The organism is Kitasatospora sp. NPDC094028 (assembly GCF_049543595.1).
GTDB lineage: Bacteria > Actinomycetota > Actinomycetes > Streptomycetales > Streptomycetaceae > Kitasatospora.
Window position 1 is genome coordinate 19,034 of sequence record NZ_JBMVFA010000040.1, and the last position, 13,295, is coordinate 32,328.

Consider the following 13,295-nt stretch of genomic DNA (forward strand, 5'->3'; position numbering starts at 1 on the left):
GCCCGGGGCACGCACAATAAATCGCGTGCCCCGGGGTGCCCGCCGCGTTACCCTCGGCACCATGAACGTCACCGGCCCGATCACCGCCACCGCGCGAGCGACCAGCTCGCCGGTTGCCGCCGCCTGACGTACCCCACTCACTCCCCACGGCGACCGGAAAACGGTCCGCCGGTGGTGGCTCCGGGGCGTTCTGCGCCCCGCTTCCGATGATCGCGTGGACCCGATTCCGGTGCCTCCCCCGCCCCCGCGAAGGAGCCACCCCATGAACACCGACCAGCTCGTCCGCACCTTCATCGAGTACTACGAGGACCGCGGCCACCACCGGATCACCGGCTCGACCCTGCTGCCCCCGCCCGGCGACCCGGTGCTGTTCACCACCTCCGGTATGCACCCCCTCACGCCCTACCTGGAGGGACGTCCGCACCCGCTCGGCCGCCGGCTGGTCAACGTCCAGCGCTGCCTGCGCACCACGGACCTCGACGAGGTCGGCGACCGCACCCACCTCACGCTCTTCGAGATGCTCGGCACCTGGTCCCTCGGCGACTACGAGGGACCGCAGAGCCTCGACTGGGGCCACGGACTGCTCACCGACGGGTTCGGCATCGACCCGGGCCTGCTCCACGTCACCGTCTTCGGTGGCGACGACCAGGTCGGCCCGGACACCGACTCCCTGGACCTGTGGGAGGACCGCGGCATCCCCGTCGAGCTCACCGTCGAGGACAACTGGTGGTCCAACGGGCCGACCGGCCCCTGCGGCCCCGACTCGGAGATCTTCCTGTGGACCGGCGACACCCCGCCGCAGTCGACCCCCACCCGGGACGACCGCTGGGTCGAGGTGTGGAACCACGTGATGATGCGCCACCGGCGCCTCGACGACGGCACCCTCGCCCCGCTCCCCCAGCGCAACATCGACACCGGCCTCGGCCTGGAACGCCTCTCCTCCCTCCTGCAGGGCCACTCGTCCGTCTTCGACTGCGAGGTCTTCGACCCCTGGCGCCGCCTCGTCCCGACCCTGTGGCGGCTGGACGAACCGTCACTGCGCCTGGTCTGCGACCACCTGCGCTCGGCCGTCGTCGTGATCGGCGACGGCGTCCGCCCCTCCAACACCGGCCAGGGGTATGTCCTGCGCCGCCTGCTGCGCCGGGTGCTCACCGTGCTGCACCGGGACGACCCGCAGCAGGGGCACCGGCAGGGACCCGGACTCGGCGAGCTGCCGGACGAGTTGATCCGGCACACCCTGGACCACTTCCGCCAGGGCGTGCACCCCGAAACGGTCCGCCAGGTGCTGCTCGACGAGGAGCGGCGGTTCGGCCGCCTCCTGGCCCGCGGCCGCCAGGTGCTCTCCCGCCCCCGCTTCCGCGGCCCGCTCACCGAGGACGACCTCCACTACCTCCACGACACCCACGGCCTGCCCCGCGACCTGGTCCTCGACCTCCGGTCGCAGTGACGGTCGCCCGGGCCCGCTCACCCCGAGGCGGGCCCGGGGCCGGCGACCACGCGTCGACCGCGCGTCAGCCCGCGGTCGCCGCGGCGACCGTCACGGCCGTGATCGCCGCGACGGCGACGCGCATGTTCCGGATCGCCTGCCCGACCGGCTCGCCCGCCCAGTCGCCCGCGGCGATCTCCGCGAACCGCAGTTCGACCCGCGCACGCGGGAGGTCGGAGAACGCCAGCCCGTGCAGCCGGGCCGCGTGCAGGAGGGCGATCAGGGTCGCGGTACGGACGTCGGGCGTCCGGTGCTGCCGGATCACGGCGGCCAGCCGCGCGCGCAGTTCACGCTCGACGGAGCCGTCCGCCTCCGGATAGCGCCGGACCGGGAAGAGGCCGAGGACCCGGTGGCGCTCCTCCACGACCAGGCCGCGCTCGCACAGCCGCCGCACGGTGGCACGGACGGCCGTGACGTGGTCCTTGGCCAGCCAGTCCGCCGCCTTCGCCTTGCCGGGAGCCTTGCCGGCTACCCACTCCGCGAGCCGCTCCAGTCGCTCGTCGAGCAGCGGATCGCCGGTCGGGGTACGGTCGGTGACGCTGAGCCGACCTTCGTCGAGCGCGACCCGCCCGGCCAGCGCGAGATCGGCGAGAAAGCCGCCCGCCACCGCCCACCCGGCGTTCGAACCGTCCTTCGCCACACCGGACTCGTCGTCCAGCGAGAGCAGCATCAGCTCCTCGGCGAGGGTGACGTGCATGTGCCATTCCTTTCCCTGTACGGACCGGCCACGCCGCAACGCGCCGGCCGGCCGCCGCACCCACGTGTCCTCAGCCAGCAACGCCCGCTCGCGCGGCCCAGTTCCCCGTTTCCCCTCCGCTCCCGAGCGGGTGCGCGGCTCCGGCGCACGGCCCGTCCGGGAACGGCCGCCCGCAGCGCACTCATTGACTCCGCCCGCGTTCCGAGTGGATGATCACGCCGGGCCCAGGGCGGCAACCTTTCCGGTGCCGACCCGCCAACCGAGAGGAACCCACCCATGTCCGAATCCGGACAGCCCGTCAGCGCGTCCGTCCCGGTCCCCGACCGTTCGACCGTGGCCGTGCTCGGCCCCGGCGGCGTCGGCGGCCTGCTCGCCGCACTGCTCTCCCGCGCCGGACACCGCGTGATCTGCCTCGCCCGGGAGGAGACCGTCGACGCACTGCGCCAGGACGGAATCCGCGTCAGCAGCAGGCAGTTCGGCGACTTCACCGCGGCGGTCGAGGCCGGCACCGTGCTGCGCGAGCCCGTCGACCTGTGCCTGGTGGCGGTCAAGAACACCACCCTCGACGCGGCACTCGACCGCGTCCCGCCCCAGTGGCTCGCCCACGGTGTGCTGCTGCCGCTGCTGAACGGCGTCGAGCACGCGGACGCCCTGCGGGCCCACTACGGCGACGAGCGCGTCGTCCCGGCCGTGGTCCGCGTCGAGTCCGCCCGCACCGCGCCGGGCGTCATCCGGCACGGCAGCTCGTTCGTCGAGATCGACCTGGCCGGCCGGCAGGACCGGCTCGCCCCGCTCGCCGGACTCCTCACCGGCGCCGGCGTGACCACCCGCGTCCTCCCGGACGAGCACCAGGTCCTGTGGGCGAAGCTGGCGTTCCTCGCCCCCTTCGCCCTGCTCACCACCCGCCACCGCCTGCCCATCGGCACGATCCGCACCGAGCACAGGGACGAACTGACGGCCCTGGTCGAGGAGACCGTCGCGGTCGGCCGCGCCTGCGGCGGGCAGTCCGTCGTCGCCCAGATCCTCCAGCGCTACGACGCGTTCCCCGCCGACGGCAAGTCCTCCATGCTGCGCGACGCGGAGGCGGGCCACGCCCTGGAGCTGGACGCCATCGGCGGAGCCGTCCTGCGCGCCGCCGAACGGCACGGCATCGGCGTGCCGCTCACCGCGCGGCTGGTGACCGAACTCGCGGCCACCGCCGGCCTTTCCCACCGGGACCGCCCCAACCCGGCGTGAAGTCCGCGGCCCGGGGCCGACCGACCGTGCGTCCAGGTCGTCCGGCAGCTGCCGGACGACCTGGACGGGCGCGCGCTCAGCCCGGGCGGCTCGCCCGCTGGTCGGCGCCGGGCGTCACCGCTTCATGTAGACGCTGTCCATGAACTCGATGATCTGCTGGTCCGTCACCTGGTGGCCGTCGCGGTGGCCCATCGCCAGGTCGGCCTCGCTGATCATGCCGACCAGCCGGTCGCCGTCGATCACCGGGATGCGTCGGATCTGGTGCTGTTCCATCTTCTTGAGCACGGTGTCCAGGCTGTCGTCGGCCCGCACGCAGTGCAGGTGCCCGGCCAGCTCGATGGCCGTCATGCCGGCCGGGTCCTTGCCCTCGGCGAGACAGCGGATCACGATGTCGCGGTCGGTGATGATGCCGTGGAGCTTCTGGTCGTCGCCGCAGATCGGCAGCGCGCCGACCATCTTGTCGCGCATCATCCGCGCGGCCTCGTCCAGCGTCTGGTGGGCGCCGATGCACTGGGCGCCGGTGTGCATGATGTCTCGGGCAGTGGTCACGGGGACTCCTTCGTCGGTGTTCCCCCCGCCCGGTCCTCCCCCAGCGGTCCACAGCGCCGCTCGCAGGGTGACCGTGCCCTCACCGTAGGCGACCCCGGGGCCGCCCGCGACCGCTCCCGGACGTGGGCGCGGCACTCGGGCGATTCAGCGGGGCCCGGGCGGTTCAGTGGCGCCCGGGCGGTTCAGTGGCACCCGGGCGGTTCAGTGGGGCCCGCGGCCGATGTCGCGGGCGAGTTCGAGCGCGAGGACCTGGTCCAGGCGCAGGCAGGTCTCGAAGCGGGTGCCGTCCGCCAGGTCGGAGCGCTCGTCCAGCGCCTGCAGGGCGCGCAGCGCGACCCGGGCGTCCAGGTTCTCGTTCAGCCCGTCGAAGCCCGCCTGGACCATGTCCGCGTCCGGCGGCCCGGACGGCGCGCAGGCGAAGTCGGCCACCAGCGCCCGCCAGCGGGCGATCCTCGCCTCGGCGTCCGCCAGCGCGGCCGCGGTGATCCGGACCGGGTCGGTGACGGCGTGCTCAAGGAGGAGCAGGCGCAGCGCGAAGGGATCGCGCTCGGGCCCCGGCCGCCCGCCCGGCACACCCCCGTCCGGGGAGTCCTCGGTGACCGGTCCCGTCACCAGGAGCGCCGGGGCGGCGACGTCGAGGTCCGGACGGCCGGCGACGGCCAGGTCGGCCGTCGCCGCCTCCCGCTGCGGGCCCACCCGGGCGGGCGGGTGGATGCCGAGCTGCCCGGCGGCCTTCAGCAGGGCCTCGACCCGCTCCTCCGAGCCGTCCGGGACGGCGAGCCCGGTGAACACCTGCAGCCCCTGCGCCTCGCAGGTCCGGGCCAGCACGTCACCGGCCAGCAGGGCCCGCAGATCCCCGGGATCGAACCCGCGGTCCTGCTCTCCCACCGCCACTGTCACTCGCAGGAGCCCGACCCGGCGGGGTCGGAGCTCGGCGCGCTCCCCGGTACGGGCGTCGACGATGCGCAACGGCGTCTCCCTTGGACTCGACAGCCGGCGGTGCCGCTCGGATGGTACCGCGCGGGCCGCTGAATGACGGTCGGATGCCGGCGGCCTGTCAGCGGGATGTGAGCGGCCTCCGGGACGCTGGGGACCGGGCGTGGTCGGCCGTGACGGCGCCGTCCCGCCCTCCTCCGTACCCTCCGAGCTCCGGGAGCCACCCATGTCCTCTTCCCCGCACGCCCCACGCTGGGACGCCCGCCGGCTGCCCGATGCCCGCGGCAGGAGTTTCCTGGTCACCGGTGGCAACGCGGGCATCGGGTACTTCGTCGCCGAACAGCTCGCCGGCGCCGGGGCGACGGTCGTCATCGGCAGCCGCGACCGGGCCAGGGCCGAGGCCGCGATCGGCTCCATCGGCTCGCGGGTGCCGGGCGCCAGGGTGCGGCACGTGCCGCTGGACCTGGCCGATCCCGCCTCGCTGGAGGCGTCCGTGGCCGCGCTCGGGCTGGACCGCCTCGACGCGGTCGTCCACAACGCCGGGGTGGCGCTCGACCACCCGCCGCGCCGCGAGACCAGGGACGGCCTCGAACTCATGTTCGCGACCAATCACCTGGGGCACTTCGCTCTCACCCACCACCTGGCCCCGCTGCTCATGGCGACCCCGGGCAGCCGGATCATCACCACCGGGAGCTTCGCGGCCAAGTCCGAGCGCCTGGACCTCGACGACCTCCAGAGCACGGTCGACTACCGGCCCAAGCGCACCTACGCGCGCTCCAAGCTGGCCCAGATGCTCTTCGCCGTCGAACTCGACCGCCGCCTTCGCGCCTCCGGCAGCACGACCCTGAGCCTGCTCGTCCATCCCGGTGGCGCCCTCGACTCCCTCACCCCCTCGCGTCCACCGGTCCATGTCCGCACCACCGGCGAACGGCTGCGCCATCTGCCGCTCGGCCTGATCGTCCAGGGCAAGGACACCGCCGCCTGGCCCGCCGTCCGGGCCGCGCTCGACCCGGGCGCGCGGGGCGGCCGGATGTTGAGCCCGCGGGCGTTCGGACTGCGTGGCACGCCCGGGACCGAGCCCCTCTGGGAGCAGCTGACCGACACCCGGACGGCGGCGCGCCTCTGGGCGGCCAGCCGCGAACTGACCGGCACCGACCCGACGTTCACCGCGCCGACGTTCACCGCACCGACGAGCCCCGGCGGGCACGTTCGGTGATGTTGCGGGCCATTCCTCCGAAGACCACGGTGTGGAACGGCGCGACGGACCACCAGTACGCGTGGCCGGCCAGGCCGTGCGGGTGGAAGAGCGCCCGTTGCCGGTACCGCGTGCGGTGGTCGCCGTCCGGTGTGACGGACAGTTCGAGCCAGGCCAGGCCGGGCAGCCGCATCTCGGCGCGGAGCCGGAGCAGCCGGCCCGGTCGGATCTCCTCGACCCGCCAGAAGTCGAGGGAGTCGCCGACCCGCAGCCGGGCGGGGTCGCGCCGGCCCCGGCGCAGGCCGACGCCGCCGATCAGGCGGTCGAGCCGGCCGCGTAGGGCCCAGGCGAGCGGGAAGGAGTACCACCCGTTGTCGCCGCCGATGCCTTCGATCACCTGCCAGACGGCGGCGGGTGGCGCGGTCACGGTGCGTTCCCGGAGGTCCTGGTAGAGGCTGCCGCCGGCCCAGTCGGGGTCGGTGGGCAGCGGATCGCTGGGGACGCCGGGCACCGAGGCGGAGGACCAGCGGGTGGCGACGTCGGCGTCCTTGATCCGGCGCAGGGCGAGGGTCACGGCCTGGTCGAAGCCGGTCAGACCCTCCGGCGGGTCGGGCACCCACCGGGCGAGGTCGTGTTCGCCGCGGACGACCTCGTGGCGCAGGGACTCGACGAGCGGACGGGCGATGGCGTTGGGCACCGGGGTCACCAGGCCGACCCAGTGGCCGGACAGGCCGGGGGTGAGGACCGGCACGGGGACGATGAGGCGCCGGCGCAGTCCGGCGATCCGGGCGTAGCGGTGCATCATCTGCGCGTAGGTCAGGACGTCGGGCCCGCCGATGTCGAAGGTGCGGTTCACCTCGGGCGGCAGGTCGGCGGCGCCGGCCAGGCAGTGCAGGACGTCCCGGACGGCGATCGGCTGGATCCGGGTGGAGACCCAGCGCGGCGTGACCATCACGGGCAGGCGTTCGGTGAGGTGGCGGAGCATCTCGAACGAGGCGCTGCCGGAGCCGATGATCACGGCGGCCCGCAGTTCGGCCGTGGGAACGCCGCTGTCGCGCAGGATCCGGCCGACCTCGGCCCGGGAGCGGAGGTGGGGCGAGAGGTCCGCTTCGTCCACCCCGGCGGGGACGAGGCCGCCGAGGTAGACGATCCGGGTGACGCCCGCGGCCGCGGCGGCGGCCCCGAAGGCGCGCGCGGCCGCGCGGTCGGTGGCTTCGAAGGCCGGCCCGGTGCCCAGCGAGTGCACGAGGTAGTAGGCGACGTCGATGCCGTCGAAGACCCCTGCGAGGCTCTCGGGGCGGCTCACGTCACCGGCGGCGATGTCGGCGTCCGCGCGCCACGGCTGGTCCCGCAGCCGGTCCGGGCGGCGCACCAGGCAGCGCACGGGGTGCCCCCGGGCGATCAGCTCCGGCACCAGGCGGCCGCCGAGGTAGCCGCTCGCGCCGGTCACCAGGCAGCGCTTCGGTCCGGGTCGCGGTGCGTTCATGTCCACTCCTCTCCTCGTCCGGGCTCCCGTCAAGGCCGTCCGCGCCGGAAGCGCGTGGTCAGGTGCTCGGGCTCGACGATCGGCGGCGGGTAGTCGCCGGCGAGGAGCCAGGGCCGGTGCACGGCGGGGCCGGGCAGGTGGGCGAGTTCGGGCACCCAGCGGCGCACGTAGTCGCCGGTGGGGTCGTAACGGTCGGCCTGGCGCAGCGGGTTGAGGACGCGGTTGGGGCGGGTGTCGGTGCCGGTGCCGGCGACCCACTGCCAGTTGAGCTGGTTGTTGGCCACGTCGCCGTCGACGAGCAGGGCGAGGAAGTGGGCGGCGCCGATCCGCCAGTCCAGGTAGAGGGTCTTGGCGAGGAAGCCGGCCGTGAGCAGCCGGGCGCGGTTGTGCATCCAGCCCTCGTGGGCGAGTTGGCGCATGCCGGCGTCGATGATCGGGTAGCCGGTGCGGCCCCGGCGCCAGGCCTCGGCCTCCTCCTCGTCGTGGTGCCAGTGGTCGGCCTTGGTGCGGTAGTCGTGGCGCGCGGCGTCGGGGCGGGCGGCGAGGACCTGGTGGTGGAAGTCGCGCCAGGCGAGTTGGCGGACGAAGGCCTCCGCGCCGGCGCTCTCGTGCCGCAGGGCGTGCGCGGTGAGTTCGGTCGGGGACAGGCAGCCGAAGTGCAGGTACGGGGAGAGCCGGGAGGTGGAGTCGGCGGCGAGGTCGTCGTGGATGTCGGCGTACCCGTCCACGTCCCAGGCCCGCCAGCGCTGCCGGGCCGCCTGCTCGCCGCCGCGCGGCAGGGCGGGCGAGAACGGGGCTTCGACCACGAGGGTGGCGCTGCCGACGCCGTCCGGCGTGGCGAGCGTGCGGGGCGCGGCCAGCACCGTTCGGCGGGGTGCCTGCCGCCAGGCGCGGTGGTAGGGGGTGAAGACGGCGTAGTGGTCGCGGCCGGCCGGGGTGATCCGCCCGGCCGGGACCACGGTGAGCGAGGCGTCGTGGACGCGCAGCCGGTCGCCGAACACGGCCCGCAGCCGTGCCTCCCGGCGGTGCGCGAACGCGCTGACGCCCGCGGCGACGTGCACCGAGCCGGCGCCGGTCTCGGCGGCCACCCGGGCCGTTTCCGCCGCGGGCTCGCCGCGCCGTACGGTCAGCCGCGAGCCGATCCGGCGCAGCGAGGCGTCCAGGTCCTCCAGGCACTCGGCCAGGAACGCCTGCCGGTTGGGGGCGGCGAAGCCCGCGGCCGCCACGGCGGGGTCGAGGACGAACAGCGGCACGACCTGGTCGGCGGCGGTGCGCGCCGCGTGGAGCACGGGGTTGTCGTGCAGGCGCAGGTCCTGGGTGAACAGGGCGATGGAGACGGTCACGGGTCGGCCCTTCGGGGTGGTGCGGTGCGGGTTCTCGGGTGTCGGCGGGGCGGTAGGGGCACGAAGCCGCTGGTCCGGGCGGCGTACGCGGCCCATCCCGGCCGTTGCGTGCCCAGGTGGCGTTCCAGCATCGGTTTGCCGCTGCCGAAGGCGAGCAGCCAGGTCATCAGGACCGGGCTGAGGACGAAGGCCCAGCCGACCGGTGTGTCCGCGCCGAGCAGGAACAGGCCCCACCAGACGCACGCGTCGCCGAAGTAGTTGGGGTGGCGGGTGTAGCGCCACAGGCCGCGGTCCATGATCCGGCCGTGGTTGACCGGGTCGGCCTTGAAGCGGGCGAGCTGCCGGTCCCCGACCGCCTCGAAGAACAGGCCGACCGCCCACAGGGCGGTGCCCGCCCAGGCGAGTGCGCCGGGCGGGCGGGGGTCGTACTGGGCGGCCTGGACCGGCAGGGAGACGAACCAGACCAGGGCGGCCTGCAGCAGGTAGACCGTGCGCAGCGCGTACCGGGTGCGGGGCGGGCCCTCGGGGGCGCGGGACAGCATCCGGGCGTAGCGCGGGTCTTCGGGTGCGCCCCGGGCCCGCCACCAGAGGTGGGCGGACAGCCGCAGGCCCCAGACGGCGACGAGCACGGTGGGCAGCAGCCGGCGCCCGGGGTCGCCGTGGCCGTCGGAGAGCGCGTAGCCGCTGAGCGCGACGGCGGTGAAGGCGAGCCCCCAGGCGACGTCCACGCCGCGGTGGCGGCCGGTGCGCGCACCGACGGCGAAGGCGGCGAGCAGGACGGCGAGGGCGACGGCGGCGGTGACCGCGAGGCCGGCGGCGAAGGCACCGGCGTTCACGGCCGCTCCTCCTCGCGGGTGAGCAGCACCTGGTGGACGTCCAGGTAGCCGGTGCGGAAGCCGGCTTCGGAGTAGGCGAGGTAGAGCTCCCACATGCGCCGGAAGACCTCGTCGAAGCCGAGGGCCGCGATCTGCGCCGACTGCTCCGTGAAGCGTTCGCGCCACAGCCGGAGGGTCTCGGCGTAGTGCGGCCCGTAGGCGTCGGCGCGGGTCATCCGGAGCCGGGTGTGGCGGGCGGCGGCCTCCTCGATCGCCCGCAGGGACGGGATGAGGCCGCCGGGGAACACGTACTTGAGGATCCAGGTGTAGGTGCGGCTGCTGGCGAGCATCCGGTCGTGCGGCATGGTGATCGCCTGCAGGGCGGCGCGCCCGCCGGGTGCCAGGACGCGGTCGAGGGTGGCGAAGTAGTCGGGCCAGAAGGGCCGCCCCACGGCCTCGATCATCTCGACGCTGACCACGGCGTCGTACCGGCCTTCGGCGGCGCGGTAGTCGCACAGCCGGACCTCGGCCCGCTCCGCGTGGCCGGCGTCGGCGATCCGGCGCCGGGCGAGCGCGAGTTGTTCCTCGGAGAGCGTGAGGCTGACGACCCGGGCGCCGCGGGCGGCGGCGCGCAGGGCGAGTTCGCCCCAGCCGGTGCCGATCTCCAGCAGCCGGGTGTCGGGGCCGACCCGGGCGAGGTCGAGCAGCCGGTCGATCTTGCGGTGCTGGGCGGCGGGCAGGCCGGTCCAGGTGGCGAGCGGCTCGCGGCCGGGGCCGGTCGGGAAGACGGCCGAGGAGTAGGTCATCGTCCGGTCGAGGAACAGCGCGAACAGGTCGTTGGACAGGTCGTAGTGCCGGTGGATGTTGCGCCGGGCGTTCGCCGCGGTGGACAGCTCCGCCGTGGGCGGGCGCCGGACGTACAGCCGGCGCAGCCACTGCGCGCCGGCCGGCACCAGGGTCTCGGGCGCGCTGGCGAGGGCGGTGAGGAGGGCGGGCAGGTCGGGGCTGTCCCAGTCGCCGGCCTGGTAGGCCTCGCCGAAGCCGATCAGGCCGCTCTCGCCGAGGCGGTGGAGGAAGGCCCGGGGACGGTGCAGGCGCAGCACCGGCGCGCCGGGCGGGGCCGGCTGCAGGGTCCGGCCGCCGGGGAGTTCGACGCGCAGGCCGCGCCGCGCGGCCACCCGGCGCAGCAGGCGCGCGGCGACGGCCGCCCGCAGCGGCGCGTTCGGCACCCGGGCGACGTCGGGCCAGCGGGCGGGATCGACGACGGGCGCCGGGGGCACCGGGGGTGTCGGGGGAAGCGTGGTAGTCATGGGGTGGGCACCTCGGTGGTGGGCGGCGCGTGCTCCGGGACGGGCGGGGGCGGGCCGGCGCTCGGGCGCGGGTGGACGGGCAGTCCGCTGAGCCACAGGCGGATGCCCCGGTAGCGGATGTGCAGGCTGACGGCCCAGGTGGCGAACGGGTGGGCGAGCACCGCGCGCACCAGGGCGGCGGGGCCGGCCGGGCGCCCGGTGCCGCGGACGGTGGCGGTGAAGGCGCGGCCGCCCCGGCGTTCCAGGTGGACCGTCAGGCGCAGGCGCCGGCCCGGCTCGGGCAGCACCATCCGGTAGCGGCCGTCGACGGGGAAGAACGGGGAGACGTAGAAGTCCTTGGCGCTCTCGGCGCGGCCTTCGGGGTCGGGGGGCAGCAGGTAGCGGTGCCGGCCGCCGTAGGTGTTGTGGACCTCGACGACGGTGCACAGCGGGCGCCCGGCCCCGTCGCGGCACCAGTACACGGTCATCGGGTTGAACACGTACCCCAGGGAGCGGGCCTGGGTGAGCATCAGCGCCTGCCCGTCGCCGAGCCGGACGCCGTGGCCGGCCAGGTAGCGCTCCAGGTCCTGGCGGACCGTCAGGGCCCGGCCGGCCGGGTCGGTGGCGTGCGGGCCGCCGGCCGGGTGCGGGGCGCGGCCGGCGCCGGCCGGGCCGAGGACGTGGTCGCGCGGCAGGAACCGGGCCAGCGGCCGCAGGGGCCGGGGCAGGACCGGCAGGCGGTCGAGGTCCACCAGCCACAGGTAGCCGCGGTGCCGGAAGGTCCGTGGCCGGGGGGCGGTGCGCACGTGGGTGGTGAGGGTGTCGTAGAGCACGGCGCCCCAGGGCCCGGGCAGCGTGGTCACGGCGCGCTCACCCCGAGCAGGGCGCGGGCGGCCTCGACACCGGAGCGGCAGCCGTCCTCGTGGAAGCCCCAGCCGTGGTAGGCGCCGGCGAACGCCGTTCTGGCGGTGGTGAGTCGGGGCAGCCGGCGCTGGGCGGCGACCGTGCGCGCGGTGTAGACGGGGTGCTCGTAGACGGTGCGGGAGACCACGAGTTCCTCGGGGATCGGGTGCTGGCGGTCCTCGTTGAGCGTGACCAGGTAGTCCTCGGCGGTGTCCAGCCGCAGCAGCCGGTTGAGGTGGTAACTGACCCGCACCCGGTCCGCGGGGGCGGTGCAGTGCGGCATCCGGTAGTTCCACGATCCGCGCGCCGACCGGGCGGCGGGCAGCACCGTCTGGTCGCGGTGCAGCACGGTGGGGTTGCGCGAGTAGCCGAAGGCGCCGAGGTCCTCGCGCTCGGCCTCGGTCGGGTCGGCGAGGAGGCGCAGGGCCTGGTCGGCGTGGGTGGCGATCACCACGGCGTCGGCCTCGGTGCGGCGCCCGTCCGGGGAGATCACCGTGACGCCGTCCGGGTACCGGCGCACCGCGCGTACGGGGGTGGACCGGTGGACGGCGGTCAGCCGCTCGGCGATCCTCTCGACGTAGGTGCGCGAGCCGCCGACGACGGTGCGCCAGGTCGGCGATCCGGTCACCGCGAGCATGCCGTGGTTGTCGAGGAAGGCGAAGAGGTAGCGGGCCGGGTAGTCGCCCGCGAGGTCGGGGGCGCAGGACCAGACGGCGGACACCACCGGGGTCATGAAGTGGCTGACGAAGTACGGCGAGAAGCCCTCGGCGGCGAGGAAGTCCCGCAGGCTCGGGTCTCCCGCTGCAGGGTCGGCGAGCAGGCGGCGGGCCCGCCGGTGGAATCGCGGCACCTCGGCGAGCATGCGCAGGTACCGGCCGCGGACGAGGGCGCCGGGCCGGGCGAGCAGACCGGCCGGCCCCCTCGCCCCGGCGTACTCCAGGCCGCAGCCGTCGCAGCGCACGGACATGCTCATCTCGCTGTCCTGGGTGCGGACGCCGAGTTCGCCGAAGAGCCGGACCAGGTGCGGGTAGGTCCGCTCGTTGTGGACCAGGAACGCGGTGTCCAGCGCCACCGGGCGCCCGTCGCGCCCGGTGGCGTCCTGTGTGTGGGCGTGGCCGCCGAGCCGGCCGTCCGCCTCGAACAGTTCCACCTCCACCCCGGCGCGGCAGAGCTCGTACGCCGCGGTGAGCCCGGCGACGCCGGAACCGACCACCGCCACCCGCCGCGGACGCGCGCCACCGGCCGTGGCGGCGGGCGGAGCGGCGGGCGGAGCGGCGGTGGCCCGGTCGGCGGCCCGAGTGTCGGAGACGGTGTCGAACGTGGTCACGGGAGCCCCTCCTGACGCGGCCGCGTCGCGGCC

Annotated in this window: 12 protein-coding genes; 3 read left to right on the forward strand and 9 right to left on the reverse strand. The window is 75.3% G+C overall.

Annotation, left to right across the window (positions count from 1 at the left end):
• Positions 1-262 precede the first annotated feature (262 nt).
• Positions 263-1,447: an alanine--tRNA ligase-related protein gene (locus ACPC54_RS36385; protein WP_498970987.1), complete on the forward strand. Its 1,185-nt coding sequence runs from the start codon at positions 263-265 to the stop codon at positions 1,445-1,447.
• 64 nt (positions 1,448-1,511) lie between these two features.
• Here the strand turns inward: ACPC54_RS36385 and ACPC54_RS36390 are convergent, their stop codons facing one another.
• Positions 1,512-2,183 carry a GOLPH3/VPS74 family protein gene (locus ACPC54_RS36390; protein WP_498970989.1) on the reverse strand — a complete coding sequence of 224 codons (672 nt, stop codon included), beginning with the start codon at positions 2,181-2,183 and terminating at the stop codon, positions 1,512-1,514.
• Positions 2,184-2,459: 276 nt separating this feature from the next.
• Between ACPC54_RS36390 and ACPC54_RS36395 the strand changes: the two genes are divergently transcribed.
• Positions 2,460-3,419, forward strand: a complete 960-nt coding sequence (locus ACPC54_RS36395) for a ketopantoate reductase family protein (RefSeq protein WP_498970991.1) — start codon at positions 2,460-2,462, stop codon at positions 3,417-3,419.
• A gap of 114 nt (positions 3,420-3,533) precedes the next feature.
• On the opposite strand, the gene ACPC54_RS36400 is transcribed toward ACPC54_RS36395, so the two are convergent.
• Together ACPC54_RS36400 and ACPC54_RS36405 are read right to left on the reverse strand one after the other, a co-directional pair.
• On the reverse strand, positions 3,534-3,968 hold the full coding sequence (locus ACPC54_RS36400) for a CBS domain-containing protein (RefSeq protein ID WP_498970993.1): 435 nt from the start codon (positions 3,966-3,968) through the stop codon (positions 3,534-3,536).
• A 201-nt stretch (positions 3,969-4,169) separates the two neighbouring features.
• Entirely contained in the window at positions 4,170-4,937 is a 768-nt protein-coding gene (locus ACPC54_RS36405) for a hypothetical protein (RefSeq protein ID WP_498970995.1), read from the reverse strand.
• A 193-nt stretch (positions 4,938-5,130) separates the two neighbouring features.
• On the opposite strand from ACPC54_RS36405, the gene ACPC54_RS36410 reads away from it, so the two are divergent.
• Entirely contained in the window at positions 5,131-6,120 is a 990-nt protein-coding gene (locus ACPC54_RS36410) for an SDR family NAD(P)-dependent oxidoreductase (RefSeq protein ID WP_498970997.1), read from the forward strand.
• On the opposite strand, the gene ACPC54_RS36415 is transcribed toward ACPC54_RS36410, so the two are convergent.
• From ACPC54_RS36415 to ACPC54_RS36440, 6 genes are read right to left on the reverse strand one after another with little or no spacing between them, the layout of a single operon-like run.
• On the reverse strand, positions 6,083-7,585 hold the full coding sequence (locus ACPC54_RS36415) for an SDR family oxidoreductase (protein ID WP_498970999.1): 1,503 nt from the start codon (positions 7,583-7,585) through the stop codon (positions 6,083-6,085). The two genes, ACPC54_RS36410 and ACPC54_RS36415, sit on opposite strands and share 38 nt — an antisense overlap.
• A gap of 29 nt (positions 7,586-7,614) precedes the next feature.
• Complete coding sequence (locus ACPC54_RS36420; protein ID WP_498971001.1) at positions 7,615-8,928, reverse strand: cryptochrome/photolyase family protein; 1,314 nt, start codon at positions 8,926-8,928, stop codon at positions 7,615-7,617.
• Entirely contained in the window at positions 8,925-9,764 is an 840-nt protein-coding gene (locus tag ACPC54_RS36425) for a DUF1295 domain-containing protein (RefSeq protein WP_498971003.1), read from the reverse strand. The genes ACPC54_RS36420 and ACPC54_RS36425 overlap by 4 nt, the downstream gene beginning before the upstream one ends.
• On the reverse strand, positions 9,761-11,053 hold the full coding sequence (locus ACPC54_RS36430; protein WP_498971005.1) for a class I SAM-dependent methyltransferase: 1,293 nt from the start codon (positions 11,051-11,053) through the stop codon (positions 9,761-9,763). Before ACPC54_RS36430 ends, ACPC54_RS36425 begins: the two co-directional genes overlap by 4 nt.
• Entirely contained in the window at positions 11,050-11,886 is an 837-nt protein-coding gene (locus ACPC54_RS36435) for a DUF1365 domain-containing protein (RefSeq protein WP_498971064.1), read from the reverse strand. The genes ACPC54_RS36430 and ACPC54_RS36435 overlap by 4 nt, the downstream gene beginning before the upstream one ends.
• A 5-nt stretch (positions 11,887-11,891) precedes the next feature.
• Positions 11,892-13,154, reverse strand: a complete 1,263-nt coding sequence (locus tag ACPC54_RS36440; protein WP_498971066.1) for an NAD(P)/FAD-dependent oxidoreductase — start codon at positions 13,152-13,154, stop codon at positions 11,892-11,894.
• Between the last annotated feature and the right edge of the window lie 141 nt (positions 13,155-13,295).

Excerpts from the sequence above, each read along its gene's own strand:
- ACPC54_RS36395 (WP_498970991.1), top strand. The coding sequence starts at position 2,460 with ATGTCCGAATCCGGACAGCCCGTCAGCGCGTCCGTCCCGGTCCCCGAC.
- ACPC54_RS36390 (WP_498970989.1), bottom strand. The coding sequence starts at position 2,183 with ATGCACGTCACCCTCGCCGAGGAGCTGATGCTGCTCTCGCTGGACGAC.
- ACPC54_RS36385 (WP_498970987.1), top strand. The coding sequence starts at position 263 with ATGAACACCGACCAGCTCGTCCGCACCTTCATCGAGTACTACGAGGAC.
- ACPC54_RS36410 (WP_498970997.1), top strand. The coding sequence starts at position 5,131 with ATGTCCTCTTCCCCGCACGCCCCACGCTGGGACGCCCGCCGGCTGCCC.
- ACPC54_RS36415 (WP_498970999.1), bottom strand. The coding sequence starts at position 7,585 with ATGAACGCACCGCGACCCGGACCGAAGCGCTGCCTGGTGACCGGCGCG.
- ACPC54_RS36430 (WP_498971005.1), bottom strand. The coding sequence starts at position 11,053 with ATGACTACCACGCTTCCCCCGACACCCCCGGTGCCCCCGGCGCCCGTC.